This is a genomic window from Corynebacterium sp. (assembly GCF_022712275.1).
Classification (GTDB): domain Bacteria; phylum Actinomycetota; class Actinomycetes; order Mycobacteriales; family Mycobacteriaceae; genus Corynebacterium.
The window spans coordinates 1-17,682 of sequence record NZ_JALAGU010000046.1 but is presented as its reverse complement, the minus strand read 5'-3'; the positions used below and the strand labels follow the sequence as shown (position 1 = coordinate 17,682).

The 17,682-nt window shown below is 68.1% G+C and carries 16 protein-coding genes; 10 read left to right on the top strand and 6 right to left on the bottom strand.

Annotated features, from left to right (window positions below; translation table 11 throughout):
• The first annotated feature begins 11 nt into the window (after nucleotides 1-11).
• From Q0A27_RS10610 to Q0A27_RS10585, 6 genes are all read left to right on the top strand, one after another.
• The gene (locus tag Q0A27_RS10610; RefSeq protein WP_291475276.1) at nucleotides 12-821 is read left to right on the top strand and encodes a crotonase/enoyl-CoA hydratase family protein; all 810 of its coding nucleotides are present in this window, start codon (nucleotides 12-14) and stop codon (nucleotides 819-821) included.
• Between the two features lie 2 nt (nucleotides 822-823).
• Nucleotides 824-2,827 (top strand): acetoacetate--CoA ligase, encoded by a 2,004-nt coding sequence (locus Q0A27_RS10605; protein ID WP_291475274.1) that lies wholly within the window; start codon nucleotides 824-826, stop codon nucleotides 2,825-2,827.
• Nucleotides 2,824-3,768 (top strand): 3-hydroxyacyl-CoA dehydrogenase NAD-binding domain-containing protein, encoded by a 945-nt coding sequence (locus Q0A27_RS10600; RefSeq protein ID WP_291475272.1) that lies wholly within the window; start codon nucleotides 2,824-2,826, stop codon nucleotides 3,766-3,768. The genes Q0A27_RS10605 and Q0A27_RS10600 overlap by 4 nt, the downstream gene beginning before the upstream one ends.
• Before the next feature lie 20 nt (nucleotides 3,769-3,788).
• Nucleotides 3,789-4,682 carry an amidohydrolase family protein gene (locus Q0A27_RS10595; RefSeq protein ID WP_291475271.1) on the top strand — a complete coding sequence of 298 codons (894 nt, stop codon included), beginning with the start codon at nucleotides 3,789-3,791 and terminating at the stop codon, nucleotides 4,680-4,682.
• A 251-nt stretch (nucleotides 4,683-4,933) separates the two neighbouring features.
• Nucleotides 4,934-6,277 (top strand): aromatic acid/H+ symport family MFS transporter, encoded by a 1,344-nt coding sequence (locus Q0A27_RS10590; protein ID WP_291475269.1) that lies wholly within the window; start codon nucleotides 4,934-4,936, stop codon nucleotides 6,275-6,277.
• Nucleotides 6,278-6,734: 457 nt separating this feature from the next.
• Complete coding sequence (locus Q0A27_RS10585) at nucleotides 6,735-7,976, top strand: aromatic acid/H+ symport family MFS transporter (protein ID WP_291475339.1); 1,242 nt, start codon at nucleotides 6,735-6,737, stop codon at nucleotides 7,974-7,976.
• A gap of 148 nt (nucleotides 7,977-8,124) precedes the next feature.
• On the opposite strand, the gene pcaD is transcribed toward Q0A27_RS10585, so the two are convergent.
• Genes pcaD through Q0A27_RS10570 form a run of 3 tightly spaced genes read right to left on the bottom strand, consistent with a single transcriptional unit; the run spans nucleotide 8,125 to nucleotide 11,008 of the window.
• Nucleotides 8,125-8,931 carry a 3-oxoadipate enol-lactonase gene (gene pcaD / locus Q0A27_RS10580; protein ID WP_291475267.1) on the bottom strand — a complete coding sequence of 269 codons (807 nt, stop codon included), beginning with the start codon at nucleotides 8,929-8,931 and terminating at the stop codon, nucleotides 8,125-8,127.
• 20 nt (nucleotides 8,932-8,951) lie between these two features.
• Nucleotides 8,952-10,202, bottom strand: coding sequence for an acetyl-CoA C-acetyltransferase (locus Q0A27_RS10575; protein WP_291475266.1), 1,251 nt, complete (start codon nucleotides 10,200-10,202; stop codon nucleotides 8,952-8,954).
• Between the two features lie 23 nt (nucleotides 10,203-10,225).
• A complete protein-coding gene (locus tag Q0A27_RS10570; protein WP_291475265.1) occupies nucleotides 10,226-11,008 on the bottom strand; it encodes an IclR family transcriptional regulator C-terminal domain-containing protein in 783 nt (260 codons plus the stop codon).
• 84 nt (nucleotides 11,009-11,092) lie between these two features.
• Here Q0A27_RS10570 and Q0A27_RS10565 point away from each other — a divergent pair, with 84 nt between their 5' ends.
• Nucleotides 11,093-11,872 carry a CoA transferase subunit A gene (locus tag Q0A27_RS10565; RefSeq protein ID WP_291475263.1) on the top strand — a complete coding sequence of 260 codons (780 nt, stop codon included), beginning with the start codon at nucleotides 11,093-11,095 and terminating at the stop codon, nucleotides 11,870-11,872.
• Complete coding sequence (locus Q0A27_RS10560; RefSeq protein WP_291475262.1) at nucleotides 11,869-12,522, top strand: 3-oxoacid CoA-transferase subunit B; 654 nt, start codon at nucleotides 11,869-11,871, stop codon at nucleotides 12,520-12,522. Before Q0A27_RS10565 ends, Q0A27_RS10560 begins: the two co-directional genes overlap by 4 nt.
• 16 nt (nucleotides 12,523-12,538) lie before the next feature.
• On the opposite strand, the gene purU is transcribed toward Q0A27_RS10560, so the two are convergent.
• Together purU and Q0A27_RS10550 are read right to left on the bottom strand one after the other, a co-directional pair.
• Nucleotides 12,539-13,417, bottom strand: coding sequence for a formyltetrahydrofolate deformylase (gene purU / locus Q0A27_RS10555; RefSeq protein WP_291475261.1), 879 nt, complete (start codon nucleotides 13,415-13,417; stop codon nucleotides 12,539-12,541).
• Between the two features lie 69 nt (nucleotides 13,418-13,486).
• Nucleotides 13,487-14,716, bottom strand: a complete 1,230-nt coding sequence (locus Q0A27_RS10550; RefSeq protein WP_291475337.1) for an alpha/beta fold hydrolase — start codon at nucleotides 14,714-14,716, stop codon at nucleotides 13,487-13,489.
• Here Q0A27_RS10550 and Q0A27_RS10545 point away from each other — a divergent pair.
• Together Q0A27_RS10545 and clpX are read left to right on the top strand one after the other, a co-directional pair.
• Nucleotides 14,645-15,061, top strand: coding sequence for a hypothetical protein (locus tag Q0A27_RS10545; protein WP_291475335.1), 417 nt, complete (start codon nucleotides 14,645-14,647; stop codon nucleotides 15,059-15,061). The genes Q0A27_RS10550 and Q0A27_RS10545 overlap by 72 nt on opposite strands.
• 158 nt (nucleotides 15,062-15,219) lie before the next feature.
• A complete protein-coding gene (clpX, locus tag Q0A27_RS10540) occupies nucleotides 15,220-16,494 on the top strand; it encodes an ATP-dependent Clp protease ATP-binding subunit ClpX (RefSeq protein WP_291475334.1) in 1,275 nt (424 codons plus the stop codon).
• A 23-nt stretch (nucleotides 16,495-16,517) separates the two neighbouring features.
• Here clpX and Q0A27_RS10535 read toward each other — a convergent pair whose 3' ends face one another.
• A complete protein-coding gene (locus Q0A27_RS10535; protein ID WP_291475260.1) occupies nucleotides 16,518-17,516 on the bottom strand; it encodes a TetR family transcriptional regulator in 999 nt (332 codons plus the stop codon).
• Nucleotides 17,517-17,682 lie beyond the last annotated feature (166 nt).

Below are 17,682 nucleotides of genomic sequence, written 5' to 3'. Positions count from 1 at the left end.
GGAGAAACCCCATGACCACGGTCACGCCCCTGCCGTCCGGCCCCCTGCCGGAGACCCTCGAGCTCACCGTCGACGGCACCGTCGCCACGCTCACCCTCAACCGCCCTGAGAAGCGCAACGCCCTCGACGACGGCACCGTCCTCGCCCTCGGCGAGTTCTTCCGCACCCTTCCCACCGGGCACCCGGACGTGAAGGCCGTCGTGCTCACAGCGGCCGGCCCGCACTTCTGCGCCGGCCTGGACCTGTCCGAACTCTCCGAGCGGGACGCTGTGGGCGGGCTCCACCACTCCCGGATGTGGCACGCCGCGATGAACCAGATAGCCGAGTCCGCCGTCCCCGTCGTCGTCGTGCTCACCGGTGCCGTCGTCGGCGGTGGCCTGGAGCTGGCCACCGCCGCCCACCTACGCGTCGCAGACTCGACCACCTTCTTCGCCCTGCCCGAGGGCAGCCGTGGCCTGTTCGTCGGCGGTGGCGCCTCGGTCCGCGTCCCTCGGCTGATCGGGGTGAACCGGATGCAGGACATGATGCTCACCGGCCGCGTCCTCGACGCCGAGGAAGGCGAGCGTGTCGGCCTGGCGAACTACCTCGTCGCCGAGGGCGAGGGGGTGGAGAAGGCCCGCGCACTCGCCGAGCGGATCGCCGAGAACTCCCCGGTCACCAACTACGCGGTGACCCAGGCGCTGCCCCGGATCGTCGAGTCCGGCAAGGACGAGGGATACATGCTCGAATCCCTCATGGCCGCCGTTGCGCAGTCGTCCGCCGAGGCCAAGGAGCGGATGCAGGACTTCCTCTCCGGCTCCGGCCCGAAGGTGAGGAACTAGCCATGGCACAGATCCTCCGCGACGTCCCCGCCGATGCCGTCTCCACCAGCCGCATCGGCCACTACCTGACCTGGCTCAACGCCGAACGGGGCCACAACTTCACCGGCTGGGACGACCTCTACGCCTGGTCGGTCACCGAGATCGAGGACTTCTGGGAGTCCGTCTGGGACTGGTTCGGTATCCAGGCGCACAGCCCGTACACCGCCGTCCTCGAGTCCCGTGCCATGCCGCACGCGAACTGGTTCCCCGGTGCGACCCTCAACTACGCCGAGCACTCCCTAGGCACCGCGGAGCAGGTCGACCGGGTCGCCGTCACCGCCGTCTCCCAGTCCCGCGACGAGTTCACCCTCACCTTCGGTGAACTGCGCGCCGAGGTCGCCCGCGTCGCCGCAGGGCTGAAGGACCTCGGGGTAGGACGCGGCGACCGGGTCGTCGGCTACCTGCCTAACCAGCCCGAAGCGCTCGTCGCCTTCCTCGCCACCGCCAGCCTGGGTGCGATCTGGGCGGCCTGCGCCCCCGAGTTCGGCACCCGCAGCGTGGTCGACCGGTTCTCCCAGGTCGAGCCGAAGGTCCTCTTCGCCGTCGCCGGGTACCGCTACGGCACCAAGGACATCGTCCGCGACGACGAGGTCGCCGAGGTCGTTGACGCCCTGCCGGCCCTTCAGGCCGTCGTCCCGGTGACCTACGGTGACTTCTCGCTGCGCTCCGACCTGCGGGACCGGTTCTCCGACCACCTCACCGTCTCCGACTACACCGACCTCGGCGCCGGTTCCTCCGGAGACACGCCCCTCACCTTCGCCGCCGTTCCCTTCGACGAGCCGCTGGTCATCCTCTTCTCCTCCGGCACCACCGGTAAGCCTAAGGCCATCGTCCACGGCCACGGCGGCATCCTCCTGGAGACCCTCAAGTGCTCCGGGCTGCAGCTCGACCTCGGCCCGGACGACGTCTTCTGCTGGTTCTCCACCACCGCGTGGATGATGTGGAACACCCTGGTCGGTGCGCTGGTCCTCGGTTCCGCCATCGTCATGATCGACGGCAACCCGAACTTCCCCGACGACCGCGAACTCTGGCGCGTCGCCGAGCGCACCCGCGCCACCGTCTTCGGTATGGCGCCCGGCGGGATCATGGCCGCGGTGAAGTCCGGCTTCGATCCGGCGTCCGAACTCGACCTCTCCACCGTCAAGGAGATCTGCTCGGCCGGCGCGCCGCTGCCCGCCGCCGGTTACGGGTGGGTCGTGGACACCTTCGGTCACGGCGTCCTGCTCAATGTGGGCTGCGGCGGCACCGACGTGTGCACCGGCATCCTCCACGCCACCCCGCTGACCCCGGTCTACGGCGGTGAGATGTCCTCGGCCAGCCTCGGCTTCGCCGCCAAGGCCTTCGACAGTGACGGCAATGAAGTCTTCGACGAGACCGGTGAGCTGGTCATCACCGAGCCCGTGCCGTCGATGCCGGTGACCTTCTGGGGCGCCGACGGTGAGCAGCGCTACCGGGACGCCTACTTCGACAAGTTCCCCGGCGTGTGGCGTCACGGCGACTGGGCCCGTTTCGACTCCGCCGGCGGCGTCGTCGTCACCGGACGCTCGGACGCGACCCTCAACCGTGGTGGTGTCCGCCTGGGCACCGCCGACTTCTACACCGTGGTGGACGCGCTGCCCGGGGTGAAGGACTGCCTGGTCATCCACCTGGAGGATCCGGACGGTGGCATGGGGAAGCTGGTGCTGTTCGTCCAAACTGACGACGGTGTGGAGCTCGATGACGCGATGGTCGCCACGATCCGCACCGAACTGCGCACTGAACTGTCCCCGCGTCACATCCCCGACCAGGTCGTCGGCATTTCCGCGGTCCCGCTGGGCCGCACCGGCAAGAAGCTCGAAGTGCCGGTCAAGCGCATCGTGCAGGGCGCAGACCCCGCGTCCGTGGTGACGCCGGGTTCGCTGGCCGAGCCGCACTCCCTCGACGACATCGTCGCCTACGCTGCGGCGTCACAGGAGGTTGACGCATGAGCGCGATGAACACCGCCGTGATCGGCACCGGCGTCATCGGTGCGGCATGGGCCTCGGCATTCCTCACCGCCGGTTATGACGTCACCGCCTGGGACCCCGCCGAGGGAGCCGAGGAGCGGCTGCACGACCAGATCGCGAAGAACCTCGCCGTCACCGACCGGCTGCGGGACGGGACCGTGGAGACGCCGCCCCGCGGCGTCCTGCGCTTCGCGGAGACCCTGGCCGACGCGGTGGCCGGGGCGTCCTTCATCCAGGAGTCCGGCCCCGAGCGCCTCGACCTCAAGCAGGACCTGCTCGCCCAGATCGACGCCGCGGCCCCGGCCGAGGCACTCATCGCCAGCTCCACCTCCGGGTTCGGGCCGTCGTCCCTCGCAGCGTCTGCCACGGCCCACCCCGGGCGGATCGTCGTCGGCCACCCGTTCAATCCCGCACACCTCGTGCCGCTGGTGGAACTCGTGCCCGGACGTGACACCCCGGCCGACGCCGTCGACCGCGGCCTCGCCTTCTACCGGGAGGTCGGCAAGAAGCCGATCCTCGTGCGCGCCGAACTGCCCGGCCACGTCACCAACCGGCTGCAGGCCGCTCTGTGGCAGGAGGCCTACTCCCTGGTGCAGCGTGGGGTGGCGAGTGTGGCGGACATCGACACCGCCATCGCCTACGGCCCCGGCCTGCGCTGGTCGGTGCTCGGGCCCCTGGCACTGCAGCACCTGTCGGGTGGTCCCGGCGGAATGCGTCACCTGCTCGAACACCTCGGCCCGCCGCAGGAGGTGTGGATGCACGACCTGCAGAAAGTGCACCTCGATGACGGGCTCACCGACACCCTGGTCGCCGGGGTAGACGCTGAACTCGACGGCCGTGACCCCGCAGCCATGGCGGAGCAGCGCGACGAGATGCTCGTCCGCCTGCTCGCGCTCAAGGCCGAATTCCCCGATCTCCGATAACGACAGAGGAAGACACGAAGATGACGTACACCCCGGCCATCGACACCGAGAAGATTGTCGCACTCGACGTGCACACCCACGTCGAGGCGGACGGTCATGGAGAGCGCTGCCACACCTCCCTGGACCAGGAACTGCTCGACGCCTCCGCCGACTACTTCCGCGCCCCGGTCCCGCGCACCCCGACGGTCTCCGACCTGGCGTCCCACTACCGGGAACGGAACATGGCTGCGGTGGTCTTCACCGTGGACGCCACCACCGCACTCGGCGGGCACGAAGGTGTCTCCAGCGAGGAGATCGCCGAGCAGTGCGCCGAGAACAATGACGTGCTCATTCCGTTCGGCTCCGTCGACCCGCTGCAGCCCAGGGAGGCGGTGGCGAAGATCCGGACGCTGGCGCGGGACTACGGCGTCCGCGGCCTGAAGTTCCACCCCAGTCTGCAGGGGTTCGACCCCAGTGGCCGGACCTGCTACCCGCTGTACGAGGCAGCGACGGAGGAGGGGCTGGTGTGCCTGTTCCACACCGGTCAGACCGGCATCGGTGCCGGACTGCCGGGTGGACGCGGCATCAAGCTGCGCTACTCCGATCCGATGCTGCTCGATGACGTCGCCGCGGACTTCCCGGACCTCACGATGATCCTCGCGCATCCTTCGGTGCCGTGGGTCGACAGTTCGATCTCCATCGCCACGCACAAGGCGAACGTGTACATCGACCTGTCCGGGTGGTCGCCGACGTACTTCCCACCGCAGCTGACCCGGGTCATCGGGACGGTGCTGCGCGAGAAGACCCTGTTCGGCTCCGACTTCCCGCTGATCACACCGGACCGGTGGATCGACGACTTCGACAAGCTCGGGATCCGCGAGGAGGCCATCCCGCTGATCATGAAGGACAACGCGGTGAAGGTTCTGGGTCTGTAGGCGGCGGTCGTCGGCAGTCGTCGGCAGTCGTCGGCACAGTCACCCCTGGAAACCACCCCCGTCGCCATGGACATGGTGGCGGGGGTGGTTTTCTTCGCTGGTCGAAGGTGAATCAACGGGGCGAAGTCGTTCGTTATGCGAACCCATTTGCGCACAGTGAACGCCCGGTTACGGTGTTCCATGCAACACATCACCGGGATGCCGTGCGCTGCTTCACAGTCCACCGGATCCCTCCGCGAGAGGAGAAGACCATGTCAACGGCGACTCAACGTGATGCGCGGGACGCTGCACCGTCCGGCCGTTCCGGCGGGGCAGGCAGGGACGGTACCGTCCGTCGACGCAGCACCGTCGGCGTCGTCGTCCTGTGCTGGCTGGCTGTCCTGCTCGACGGGTTCGACCTCGTGGTGCTCGGCACGACCGTCCCGTCGATGCTCGACGACACCGACTGGTCCCTCAGCGGGTCTCAGGCCACGATGATCACCACCATCGGTCTGGTTGGAATGACCATCGGCGCACTGACTATCGGCGCGCTGACCGACCGGCTCGGCCGGCGTCGCGTCCTGACCCTCTCGGTCCTCGGGTTCTCCGTCTTCACCCTCGGTCTCGGGGTTCCGATAGGGGTCGCCGGTTTCGCTGTCCTGCGCTTTCTCGGCGGTGTCGCTCTCGGCGGGGCCCTGCCCACCGCGATCTCCCTGGTCACCGAGTTCCGGCCGCACGGTAAGGCGGGCTCGGCATCCACCACGGTGATGACCGGCTACCACGTCGGTGCTGTGCTCACCGCGCTGCTCGCCATGTTCCTCATCGATGCCGCCGGCTGGCACGCCATGTTCATCGCCGGTGCGGTCCCGGGCATCGTTCTCGCGGCAGTCCTGTGGTACTTCCTGCCGGAATCCCCGCACTACCTGCGTCTCGTCGGTCGGACTGACGAGGCTGACCGGATCGCGGAGTCCTACGGCCTGTCTACCGGGGACGCCATCGACGCCACCCTCGGTGAGGAGGCCACCGGGCACAACGCGGTCGCCACGCTGCTGTCGCCGGCCTTCCGTCGCAACTCCCTGGCGATCTGGGGCACCTCCTTCATGGGCCTGCTGCTGGTCTACGGACTGAACACCTGGCTGCCGCAGATCATGCGCGAGGCCGACTACGACCTCGGCAGCTCCCTGAGCTTCCTGCTCGTCGCGAACGTCGGTGCGGTCGTCGGCCTGGTCCTCGCCGGTGCGGTCTCCGACCGCTGGTCTCCACGGAAGACCTCGGTACTGTGGTTCGTGGCCTCTGCGGTGTTCCTCGCCCTGCTCGCCGTGCGGATGCCGCTCGTCGCCATCTACGTCGCCCTGTTCCTCACCGGTGTCTTCGTCTTCAGCTCCCAGGTGCTGGTCTACGCCTTCACCGGTGAGAATCACCCGGCGTCGGTGCGTGCCACCGCGATGGGCTTCTCCGCCGGTATCGGACGCCTCGGTGCGATCACCGGCCCGATCCTCGGCGGGACGCTCTCCTCAGCCGGGGTGGCCTACCCCTGGGGCTTCTTCGCCTTCGCCGCGGTGGGTCTGGCGGGTGCGGTGATCTTCTCCTTCAGTCGGACGCTGAACGAGCGCTAGTCCGTCGCTCTGCGTCAGATGACCCCGGTCGGGAATACCCCGGCCGGGGTTTCGTCATGGACAGGTGGTCGGGAGCGTCTGCCATCAGCACGGAAAGCATCGCAAGTACCCCCGGTTGCCACCCCTTTTTGCATTGCTTTGTGGGGTGGTGGTGGATCTGTGCAGGTCACGGCGATTGATGTTGCAGGGAATGTTCATCAGGAGAACACGTTTCCACATCATGAACCACCTTCTAGCATGAGGTGCACGTCACATTGCCGACGTGTCGTCGATGAACTCACACAGTCCGCCGGCGGCACCCCGAACAGACAGGGACATGACGATGACACTCACAACCGACCACCAGGACAACCAGGACCCCACGGTCCCGACCGGCGGCGCATCCCGCAGTTCCGTCCAGCGTGGACCCACCCGTCGCAGTGCCGGCTGGGTCATCGCCCTGTGCTGGATCGTCGTCATGCTCGACGGCTTCGACCTCGTCGTTCTCGGCGCGGCGCTGCCGGCGATGCTCGATGACACCGCCCTGGGGCTCACCGGCTCACAGGCCACCATGCTCACCACCGTCGGTCTGGTCGGCCTGGCGATCGGTGGACTCACCATCGGCACCTTGACGGACAAGATCGGCCGACGCCGCGTCCTCGTGCTCTCCGTCTTCGGCTTCTCGCTGTTCACCCTGTTCCTCGCGCTGCCGGTCGGTGTCTTCCTCTTCGCCGCCTTCCGGTTCATCTCCGGCATCTTCCTCGGTGGCGCGCTGCCCACCGCGATTTCCATGGTCGGCGAATTCAGCCGACGGGGGAAGACCGGATCGGCTACGACCACGGTCATGACCGGCTACCACATCGGTGCCGTCGCGACCGCCCTGCTGGCCATGTTCCTCATCGACGCCGCCGGCTGGCACGCCATGTTCATCGCCGGCGCCGTGCCGGGCCTCATCCTCGGCGTCGTGCTGCTGAAGGCTCTGCCGGAGTCGCCGCACTTCCTGCGTTCCGTGGACCGCGACGCCGAGGCCGACCGCATCGCCGCCACCTACGACCTCGCCACTGATGACGCCATCGATGCCACCCACGGTCAGGAAGCCACTGACCACAACACCGTCCGCGCTCTGCTCGCCCCGGCGTTCCGCCGCAACACCGCCGCCATCTGGGGTGCTTCCTTTATGGGCCTGCTGCTGGTCTACGGACTGAACACCTGGCTGCCGCAGATCATGCGCGAGGCCGACTATGATCTCGGCAGCTCCCTGAGCTTCCTCCTGGTGCTCAATCTCGGCGCCATCGTCGGCCTGTTCCTGGCCGGACATGTCGCTGACCGCTGGTCCCCGCGCAGGACCTCGGTGCTGTGGTTCACCGTGGGCGCGGTCTTCCTCGCCCTGCTCGCGGTGAAGATGCCGCTCATCGTGATCTACGCCGTCATCTTCCTCACCGGTGTCTTCGTCTTCAGCTCCCAGGTGCTGGTCTACGCCTTCGTCTCCGAGAACCACCCGTCCTCGATCCGGGCGACGGCCATGGGCTTCGCCTCCGGTGTCGGACGCCTGGGCGCGATCGCCGGCCCGCTGGTTTCCGGCACCCTGGTCTCCGCCGGTCTGGCCTACCCCTGGGGCTTCTTTGTCTTCGCCATTGTCGGTCTGGCCGGTGCACTGATCTTCTTCACCAGCCGCACCCTGAACCACAGCAGCCAGGACAAGGTGGTCAGCCAGAGCTGACCCCTCCGTCGGGTACAGAATCCTTCGGGTGCAGAAGTAGTGCCGGGGAGTCGGTCTCAATCAATGAGACCGACTCCCCGGCACTACTTCCGGACATGAGGGTCCGGAGCGTGGGTCTGCCGACGGGAGAGACCGACCCGCCGACCGATCAGTCGAGGGGGACTCCGTCGAGGGCCATGCCGATGTGTTCGGCGAGCAGTCGGGTGACCTCGTCGGGACGTTCGACGGTGGGGACGTGGGCGCCGGGGTCCAGGACCTCTGCCCGGGCCTCGGGCACGGCGTCCGCGATGGACTGCAGGATCTCCGGGGGAGTGGACGGGTCGGTGGACCCGGCGACGGTGAGCGTCGGCACGGCGATCTGTGGCAGTCGGTCGGCGAAGTCCCACCGGCCCAGTGCCTCACTGCACAGGGCGTAGCCCTCGTCGTTGACGCTGCGGATCATCCGGCGGTACGCCTCAGTGGAGGCCGGGTGCGCCTTACGCCAGCCTTCGGTGAACCACTTCTCCACGGTGCCGTCGGCGAGGCTGCCGGTGCCGTTCGCGCGGACCCCGGCGGCCCGGTCGAACCAGGACTGCGGCTCGCCGAACTTCGGGGCGGTGCACAGCAGGGTCAGGGACAGGACACGGTTCTTCGCCCGACCGGCTGCGAGATGCTGGGCGACCGCGCCGCCGAGGGACAGTCCGGCCAGGTGGAAGGACGCCACCCCCAGTCGGTCGAGGGTCTTGAGCAGGTCAGTGGCGATGTCGGCGACGGTGTAGCGCGCGGTGTCGCCGGTGGGCACCGGGGAACCGCCGTGACCGGGGTGGTCCACGGCGATGACGCGGGCGTCGGCGGACAGGGCGTCCATCTGCGGCAACCACATGTCGGTGGTGGAACCGATGGAGCCGGTGAGGACGATGACGGGGGCGTCGGTCCGGCCGGAGCGGGGACCGACGGAGACGGAGTTCAGGATCATGGTCTCTTCCTTACACGTATCTACACGGCGCGGTCGATGACGGCGGCGAGGCCCTGGCCACCGCCGATGCACATGGTGGCCAGACCCAGATCGCCACCGGAGCGGGAGAGCTCGTGGCACAGCGTGACGAGCAGGCGGGCGCCGGTCGCTCCGACCGGGTGGCCCAGGGAGATGCCGGAGCCGGAGGGGTTGAGGCGGGGATCCGAAGGGTCGAGGTCCCACTCGGAGAGCACGGCGAGGACCTGCGCGGCGAAGGCCTCGTTGAGCTCGATGATGTCGAGGTCGTCGAGGGTCAGTCCCAGCCGGGACAGGACCTTGGCGGTCGCCGGTACCGGGCCCACACCCATGGTCTCCGGAGCGACACCGGCCACCGCCCAGCCACGCAGCCGGGCGGCAGGTGTCAGTCCCAGTTCGGCGGCTTTCGCACGGGTGGTGACGATGAGGGCGGCGGCGCCGTCGTTCTGACCGGAGGCGTTACCGGCGGTGACCGTGGCGTCCTCGTCCTGACGGGCCCGGACCGGACGCAGCCCGGCGAGCTTCTCGACGGTGGTGCCGGGGCGCGGGTGCTCGTCGGTGGTGACGGTGATCTCCGGGTCCTTACGGCGACGGCCGGGCACGGTGACCGGCACGATCTCCTCGTCGAAGAGGCCCTGCTCCTGGGCGGCGACGGCGCGCTGCTGGGAGCGGGCGGCCAGGGCGTCCTGCGCCTCACGTGACAGGGAGTACTGCTCACGGAGGTTCTCGGCGGTCTCGATCATGCCGCCGGGGATCGGGTGGTTGCGTCCGCCCGCGGTCTCGCGGCCCTGGGCCAGACGGTCGTGGAGCACCAGGTCGCCGCCCTTGACCCCCCAGCGGATCGAGCCGTCGACGGTGTACTCGGTGGTGGACATGGACTCCGCGCCACCGGCGATGACCAGGTCGGCGGCACCGCAGGCGACGTGGGCGGCGGCGGTGACGACGGCCTGCAGGCCGGAACCGCAGCGACGGTCGAGCTGCATGCCGGGGACCGTCTCGCCGAGGCCGGCGTCCAGGGCGACGACGCGGCCGAGTGCGGGGGCACCACCGGCGGGGGACGCCTGGCCGAGGATGACATCGTCGATGTCCTCAGCAGAGACGCCGGAGCGTTCGACGACCGCCTTGACGACGGTGGACGCCAGGTCCTGGACGGGGATGCCGGAGAAGACTCCGCCGTAGGCGCCGACCGGGGTGCGCAGCGGGGTGCACAGGACGATGTCGGAGTCGGCGGGGGAGGGGACGCGGGAGTCGGTCATCGGGGTGCCTTTCTGGTGGGTGATCAGTGGGTGAGCGCGTAGTCGGTGGAGATGAGGTCCGCGGTGCGCATGACCGCGGGAAGGAAGGTGCGGTGCAGTTCGGCGACATCGTGGACCGAGGTCTGAGTGGAGATGTTCACTGCGGCGACGACGGTGCCGTCGTAGTCGGTCACCGGAGCGGCGACGGAGCGCAGACCGGGTTCGAGTTCCTGGTCGACGATGCACCAGCCCTGGTCACGGACCTTGGCGATCTCCTCGCGCAACCGGTCCTCGTCGACGAGAGTGCCGGGGGCGAGCGCCTCGAGCTGGACCTTCGAGAAGTAGTCGTCAAGGGTGGCGGCGTCCATCCCGGCGAGCAGGACCCGTCCCATGGAGGTCGCCCAGGCGGGGAAGCGGGTACCGACGGTGATGTCGACGCGCATGATCCGGCGGACCGGGACACGCGAGATGTAGACGATGTCCGTGCCGTCGAGGACGGACAGGGAGCTGGATTCATCGACGGACCGGGAGAGGTCGTCGAGACGGGGCCGGGCGACGGAGACCAGCGGCTGGGAGGTGAGGTAGCTGAAGCCGATCTCGAGGACACGCGGGGTGAGCCAGAACTCCCGGCCGTCGGTACCGGCGTAGCCGATCGCCACGAGGGTGTGGAGGAACCTGCGGGCCGTCGCGCGGGCGAGCCCTGAGGCGGTGGCGACCTCGGCGAGGGTCTGGTGGGGCGTCTCGGCGGAGAAGGTGCGGAGGACGTCGAGGCCACGGACGAAGGACTGGACGGCGCCGGTGTCGCCGGACGATGCTGTAGGGCTCACGGGGGTTCTCCCTGCTCGGGGGCGAAAAATGTTCGCACAGCGGACAAATGTGCGTTTTATGAACTCCAGTGTACTGTCATTCCCATGCTTGACAAAACATGTGCATCGGTCGAGGACGCCGTCGCCGACATCTGCGACGGTGCGTCGCTGTCCGTCGGCGGTTTCGGCCTCGTCGGAATCCCCGCCCTGCTCATCGAGGCCGTCCGGCAACTCGGCCCGAAGGATCTCACGGTCATCTCCAACAACTGCGGCACCGACGGCTTCGGCCTCGGCACCCTGCTGGAGGATCGGCTGATCTCCCGGACCATCGGCTCCTACATCGGGTCGAACAGGATCTACGCCGCCCAGTATCTCAGCGGTGAGCTCTCCGTGGAGTTCACGCCGCAGGGGACCCTGGCCGAGCGGATGCGCGCCGGCGGTGCGGGCATCCCTGCCTTCTACACGAAGGCCGGCGTCGGCACGGAGCTGGCCACCGGTGGTCTGCCGGTGCGCTACAACACCGACGGTACCCCCGCCGAGCTGTCCCCACCGAAGGAGTCCCGCGTGTTCGACGGCGAGGAGTACATCCTCGAGAGTGCGATCCGCTCCGACTTCGGGCTGGTCCACGCCCACATCGGTGACCGCAAGGGAAACCTCGTCTTCAAGGAGACCGCCCGCAACTTCAACCCCGAGGCGGCCCAGTGCGCCCGGGTCGCCGTCGCCCAGGTCGAGCAACTCGTCGATGAGCTGGATCCCGACCAGGTCCACCTGCCCGGCATCTATGTCGACCGGGTGGTTGTCGTCGGTCCGCAGGAGACCGGCATCGAGAACCGCACCACCCGCCCCGCGCAGTCCGCCCCGACCGGAACAGAGGAGCTCTCATGACCTGGGACCGCAACCGGATGGCCGCCCGTGTGGCCGCCGAACTGAGTGACGGACAGTACGTCAACCTGGGCATAGGCATGCCGACCCTTGTCCCCGGGCACCTGCCGGAGGGCATCGAGGTCATGCTCCACTCCGAGAACGGCGTCCTCGGCGTCGGCCCGTACCCCACCGAGGACGAGGTCGATCCGGAGCTGATCAACGCCGGCAAGGAGACCATCACCGTCGTGCCAGGGGCGAGCTTTTTCAGTTCCTCGGAATCCTTCGGGATGATCCGGTCGAAGTCCATCGACGTCGCCGTCCTCGGAGCAATGGAGATCTCCCAGTTCGGTGACCTCGCCAACTGGATGGTGCCGGGCAAGATGGTCCGCGGCATGGGCGGTGCGATGGATCTGGTCCACGGTGCGGAGAAGATCATCGTCATGACCGAGCACCTCACCAAGAAGGGGGCGCCGAAGATCGTCGAGCAGTGCTCGCTGCCGCTGACCGGTGCGAAATGCGTGGACCTCATCGTCAGCTCCCACGGCGTCTTCGAGGTTGATCCAGTGACCGGGTTGACCCTCGTCGAGTGCGCTGACGGTGTCACCGTCGACGAGCTCCGCGAGCTCACGGCCGCGCCGTTCGCTCTCGCACCCGCACTCGTCAACGCCTGAGGCTGACCAGGCAGGATCAGAACACGATCGTGTGATTCCCGGTGCGGATCACCCGGTCCTGCGCGTGCCAGGACACGGCACGCGAGAGCACGGAACGCTCAACCTCCGCACCCCGCTGACGCAGGTCGGTGACGGAATCGGCGTGGGTGACGCGCACCGTGTCCTGTTCGATGATCGGGCCCTCGTCGAGGTCCTCGGTGACGTAGTGGGCGGTCGCGCCGATGAGCTTCACGCCACGCTCCCAGGCGCGGCGGTAGGGGTCCGCGCCGACGAACGCCGGCAGGAACGAGTGGTGGATGTTGATCACCGGGACGCCGAGCTTCTCCAGGAAGTCATTCGAGATGATCTGCATGTACCGGGCGAGGACGACGAAATCGACGTTGCCCTTGAGCAGCCGCAGGATCTCCGCCTCCGACTCGCTCTTGTCCGGTCCCTTCTGGGAGGGCACGTGGAAGAAGGGGACGCCGAAGGACCGGACATCCTCGGCCGTGGTGGTGTGGTTGGAGATCACCATGGGGACGGTGACCGGCAGATCACCACGACGATGACGCCACAGCAGGTCCAGCAGGCAGTGGTCACCCGACGAGGTGAGGATCGCCATCCGCTTCGGCACGGAGCGGTCGCTGAGTGACCACTGCATGCCGTAGGGGGCTAGGGTCTCGGCGAGGTCGGCCTGGATGTCCTCCAACGCCGTGACGAGATTGTCGCGGTGGAAGACGATGCGCTGGAAGAAGTCCCCGTCCTGGTCGTTGCTGGAGTACTGGTCCAGGGCGGTGATGTTGCCGCCGTTGCGGGTGATCACGGCGGAGACGTGGGAGACGATGCCGGGCTGGTCAGGGCCGTGGACGATGAGGCAGGCCTGGTCGATCAGGGAGGGGATGGACGGTCCTGTCATGCCGGACGTGCTCACTTCGGGTTCCTAACGGTACGGGGGTTGGTCGTACGTGTCGTACGGGGTGTCCCCTCAGTATGCCGTCCAGTGCTCCCGCAGTGCGTCACCGACCTGCCCCGGCAGCTCGACCGGCAGCAGATGTGCCCCGGGGAGGACCAGATGACGCACCGCTGTGGGGATGACCTCATTCATCTGCGCCAGGGTCGCCGGGGGACAGGTGGGGTCCTGTTCACCGGCCAGCGTGAGGGTGGGTGCCGTGATCTGCCCCAGCAGTTCCTGACCGTTGAAGGTGGACAGGGCGTCGCACGCCCCGGCGTAGCCTTCGATGCTGGTCCGGGTGATCATCTCCTGGACCGCGAGCGCGGTGCCGGGCCGGGTGCGCCGGAAGTCCCCGGTCAGCCAGCGGGGGACCGTACCCACGGACAGTTCCCGCAGCGTGATGATCCCCCGGCTGCGCACTGCGAGAGCCTTGGTCTCCCAGTCCTCGGGGGCCCCGAAGGACGGGGCGGTGCACATCAGGGTCAGGGTGCGGACGCGCTGCGGGGCGTGTGCCGCGATGTGCTGGGCGACAGCGCCGCCGATCGACAGCCCGACGAGATCGACGGCGCCGGTGCCGAGGGTGTCGAGGGTGTCGCAGACGTCCGAGGCCAGATCGGCGATCGTGGTCGGGCCGGCCGGTACCGCCGGCCGACCCCCGGCGTCCTCGTCATCGACGGTCTCCGACCTGCCGGGCAGCGCGTCGGGCAGCGGGGACGCCCCGTGGCCGCGGTGGTCCAGGGCGATGAGACGGAAAGACTCCCCGTCCGGGATGCCGCTGACGGCGTCCTGGAGGGGAGTCCACATGTCCACGGAGGAGCCGAGCGCGCCGAGCAGGACGACGGAGCGGGCGTCCGGACCTTCGTGGCCGGTGATCCGGGAATGCAGGATGGTCATGGCGACCAGCCTACGGAAAAGCGGGGGTGGAGCCGGGCAGACCACCGGACTGACTACCCGGCGGAGGAGGCTGCGGAGGCCTCCGGGGCGGCCGCGGATGAGCAGCGGGAAGATCTCGCCGACGATGACCCAGGTCAGCGGCGCCCAGGTGAAGGTGTAGAAGGCGACGTAGATGCAGAGGAAGCCCACGATCATCATCGGGTCGGCGTCCGACCACAGGCTGTTGATCACGGCGGGCAGCAGGATGGACAGGCCCATGACGGTGCCGTCGAGCAACAGGAGTGTCTTACGGCTGAACTGTCGGCGACCGCGAGATCTGGTGCCCCACCGGCTCCCAGCGCCTCTACGGTCCCCGGGACCCTCGACCAGGTCGCCGAGCAGTCCCGTGTCATCGCCGAGCGGCTTGACGCCTCCGACGACACTCCCGTGAAGATCGTCTGGAAGCCGGTGCTCACAGACTCCGACAACATCCTGTCCGCCATCCTCGAGGCCGGTGCACAGGACAACGTCGTCGGCGTCATCACCTGGATGCACACGTTCTCCCCGGCAAAGATGTGGATCCGCGGCCTCAAGGCCCTGTGCAAGCCGCTGCTGCATCTGCACACCCGGGCCGACGAGCAGATCCCGTGGAGCTCCATCGACATGGACTTCATGAACCTCAACCAGGCCGCCCACGGTGACCGCCACGACTCCCTGTGGTGGAACGCCGTGTAGCAGCGCGTCTCCCAGGGGTTCTGATCCTGAGGGGTACACTCGAGCGGAGCTGACCGGTCCGCTGTGCCCCTCTTCTCCGGGGGAGTACCGCCGGACCGGCCCGACGAGTCAGATGAGCCCCGACGAGATCACAGGAGTGGCCCGAGACCATGGCGTCAATGCAGGAAAGCGGCGAGCTGCTGAAGTGCTCGTTCTGCGGCAAGAGCCAGAAGCAGGTACGGAAGCTGATCGCCGGCCCCGGCGTGTACATCTGCGACGAGTGCATCGAGCTGTGCAACGAGATCATCGACGAGGAGCTCTCCGCCGGCGGCGGTGACGTGGACACCACCGATCTGCCGCACCCGGCCGCCATCACCCGCTTCCTCGACGAGTACGTCATCGGTCAGGATGACGCCAAGCGCACCCTCGCCGTCGCCGTCTACAACCACTACAAGCGGACCCGGGCCGAGTCCTCCGACGCCACCGCCCGCCGCTCCGACGACGAGGTCGAACTCTCCAAGTCGAACATCCTCATGCTGGGCCCCACCGGCTCCGGCAAGACCTACCTCGCCCAGTCCCTGGCCCGGATGCTGGACGTCCCCTTCGCCATCGCGGACGCCACCAGCCTCACCGAGGCCGGCTACGTCGGTGAGGACGTGGAGAACATCCTCCTCAAGCTCCTGCAGGCCGCCGACTTCGATGTCGCCCGCGCCCAGCAGGGCATCATCTACGTCGACGAGCTCGACAAGATCTCCCGGAAATCCGAGAACCCGTCGATCACCCGCGACGTCTCCGGTGAAGGCGTGCAGCAGGCGCTGCTGAAGATCCTCGAGGGCACGGTCGCCGCCGTTCCTCCGCAGGGGGGACGCAAGCACCCGAACCAGGAGTTCATCCAGTTCGACACGAAGAACGTCCTGTTCATCGTGTCCGGCGCCTTCGCCGGCCTGGAGAAGGTCATCTCCGACCGTCGCGGGAAGAAGGGCGTGGGCTTCGGCGCGGAGATCCGCGGCAAGGCCGACGAGGAGAAGGACCCCTTCCGGTTCGTCGAGCCGGAGGACCTGGTGAAGTTCGGTCTCATCCCCGAGCTCATCGGCCGTCTTCCCGTCATCACGCACGTCGGTCACCTCGACTCCGACGCCCTGGTGCAGATCCTCACCGAGCCGAAGAACTCCCTGGTGCGTCAGTACCAGCGCCTCTTCGAGATGGACGGGGTCCGCCTGAGCTTCGAGGAGGACGCCCTCCTCGCCATCGCCGAGAAGGCCCTGGAACGGGGGACCGGTGCCCGTGGTCTGCGGTCGATCGTCGAGTCGATCCTGCTGCCGGTGATGTTCTCCATCCCAGACGACACCGGTACCGGAGAGGTCATCATCACCGGCGACAGCGTGCGTACCGGCGCTGACCCGCAGCTGCTGACCCACGAAGAGGTCGCCGAGCGCGAGCAGCGCTCCGCCTGACGACGGGGCGGGGACTGAGAGGCTCAGTCGTCGTAGAGCGAGCTCAGTCCGTCGTCAGCGGTGTTCACGTCGTCGTCCGCGCCTTCCCGGTAATCCAGGTAGTCGAGGAAGCCGGGTTCAGTGTCCACGGCGACACCGCTCCACGGCGTCACCGGCACCGGACCCGTCTCTTCCCCCTCCTCGGTGGGCGGAGTCGTCGCGGCGTCCTCCTCCCCGGTCGCGGTACTGTCACCGTCCCCGGCGGAGTACAGCGACGCCGAGACAGAACCCGGTGTCATGACTGTGGGGGAGGCGTGGGTGTAGGAACTGCCCTGGTCGGTCGGCATCGACGTGGTGAGGAACGCCAGGACCGTGTCGCAGGCCAGCATCTCCAGCCCGTCGACGGTCGGACCGTAGTCCACGTCGGTGGCGTAGTGGCCGTGGAAGGTCGAACCCTGGGCAGCGGGGAAGGTACACAGTGAGGTGATGAGGACGTAGACGTCCTCGGCGGAGATCCCAGGCCGGAAGGCCCCGAAATCCTGGCCGCGCATCAGCACCCGGTCTATCTGGAGCACCACCGGGGAGGACTCGAGGGTTTCGGGGCGCCCCGTCACGTGGGCGTGGCCCTGGATGTTCTCGGTGAGGATCAGCCGCACGGCGTCCGGGTGGGCGCGGTGGCGCCGGTAGGCGGTGCGTACCAGTGCCCGGACCGCCTCGGCGGGGGAGTAGTCCTCGACGTCCATGTCGGACGGTCGGGGCCACACCAGCCGGAAAGCATAGCGCAGTGCCTCGTCGTAGAGCCCTTCGACATCGGAGAGCAACGGGTGGTCCGCCGGCACCCCGGCGCCGACGGCGATGTCACCGGTGTTCGCCTGCAGGCCGGACCGGACCAGTTCGGGCAGGGCGGTGTCGAGGATCAGCCGGTACTCGTCGATCGAGCAGCCGTAGCGGCGGAAGGTGTCGGGGAGGACCTCGAGGCGTGCGGCGACATCGTTCCAGTCGGAATCGTCGGTGATGACCGGAGTTGCGGGGTGCAGCGTCATGCCGGGCGTTCCTTCCTGGGGTGGGCGATCCGGGCTTTCGGGGGTGAGACGGAAGTTGTTTTCACCCCCGTACTGACTGGCGTCCTGATGAATACGGGCAAATACCAGCCTAGAAGGTCTACTACAGACGGTGGATACACCCGACCCGGTGTCAACCTAACAGGGG

What these genes read in the sequence shown, in the direction of transcription:
- Q0A27_RS10595 (WP_291475271.1), top strand. Translation starts at nt 3,789, where the DNA reads ATGACGTACACCCCGGCCATCGACACCGAGAAGATTGTCGCACTCGAC.
- Q0A27_RS10565 (WP_291475263.1), top strand. Translation starts at nt 11,093, where the DNA reads ATGCTTGACAAAACATGTGCATCGGTCGAGGACGCCGTCGCCGACATC.
- Q0A27_RS10610 (WP_291475276.1), top strand. Translation starts at nt 12, where the DNA reads ATGACCACGGTCACGCCCCTGCCGTCCGGCCCCCTGCCGGAGACCCTC.
- clpX (WP_291475334.1), top strand. Translation starts at nt 15,220, where the DNA reads ATGCAGGAAAGCGGCGAGCTGCTGAAGTGCTCGTTCTGCGGCAAGAGC.
- Q0A27_RS10585 (WP_291475339.1), top strand. Translation starts at nt 6,735, where the DNA reads ATGCTCGACGGCTTCGACCTCGTCGTTCTCGGCGCGGCGCTGCCGGCG.
- Q0A27_RS10590 (WP_291475269.1), top strand. Translation starts at nt 4,934, where the DNA reads ATGTCAACGGCGACTCAACGTGATGCGCGGGACGCTGCACCGTCCGGC.
- pcaD (WP_291475267.1), bottom strand. Translation starts at nt 8,931, where the DNA reads ATGATCCTGAACTCCGTCTCCGTCGGTCCCCGCTCCGGCCGGACCGAC.
- Q0A27_RS10560 (WP_291475262.1), top strand. Translation starts at nt 11,869, where the DNA reads ATGACCTGGGACCGCAACCGGATGGCCGCCCGTGTGGCCGCCGAACTG.
- Q0A27_RS10600 (WP_291475272.1), top strand. Translation starts at nt 2,824, where the DNA reads ATGAGCGCGATGAACACCGCCGTGATCGGCACCGGCGTCATCGGTGCG.
- Q0A27_RS10605 (WP_291475274.1), top strand. Translation starts at nt 824, where the DNA reads ATGGCACAGATCCTCCGCGACGTCCCCGCCGATGCCGTCTCCACCAGC.
- Q0A27_RS10535 (WP_291475260.1), bottom strand. Translation starts at nt 17,516, where the DNA reads ATGACGCTGCACCCCGCAACTCCGGTCATCACCGACGATTCCGACTGG.
- purU (WP_291475261.1), bottom strand. Translation starts at nt 13,417, where the DNA reads ATGACAGGACCGTCCATCCCCTCCCTGATCGACCAGGCCTGCCTCATC.
- Q0A27_RS10575 (WP_291475266.1), bottom strand. Translation starts at nt 10,202, where the DNA reads ATGACCGACTCCCGCGTCCCCTCCCCCGCCGACTCCGACATCGTCCTG.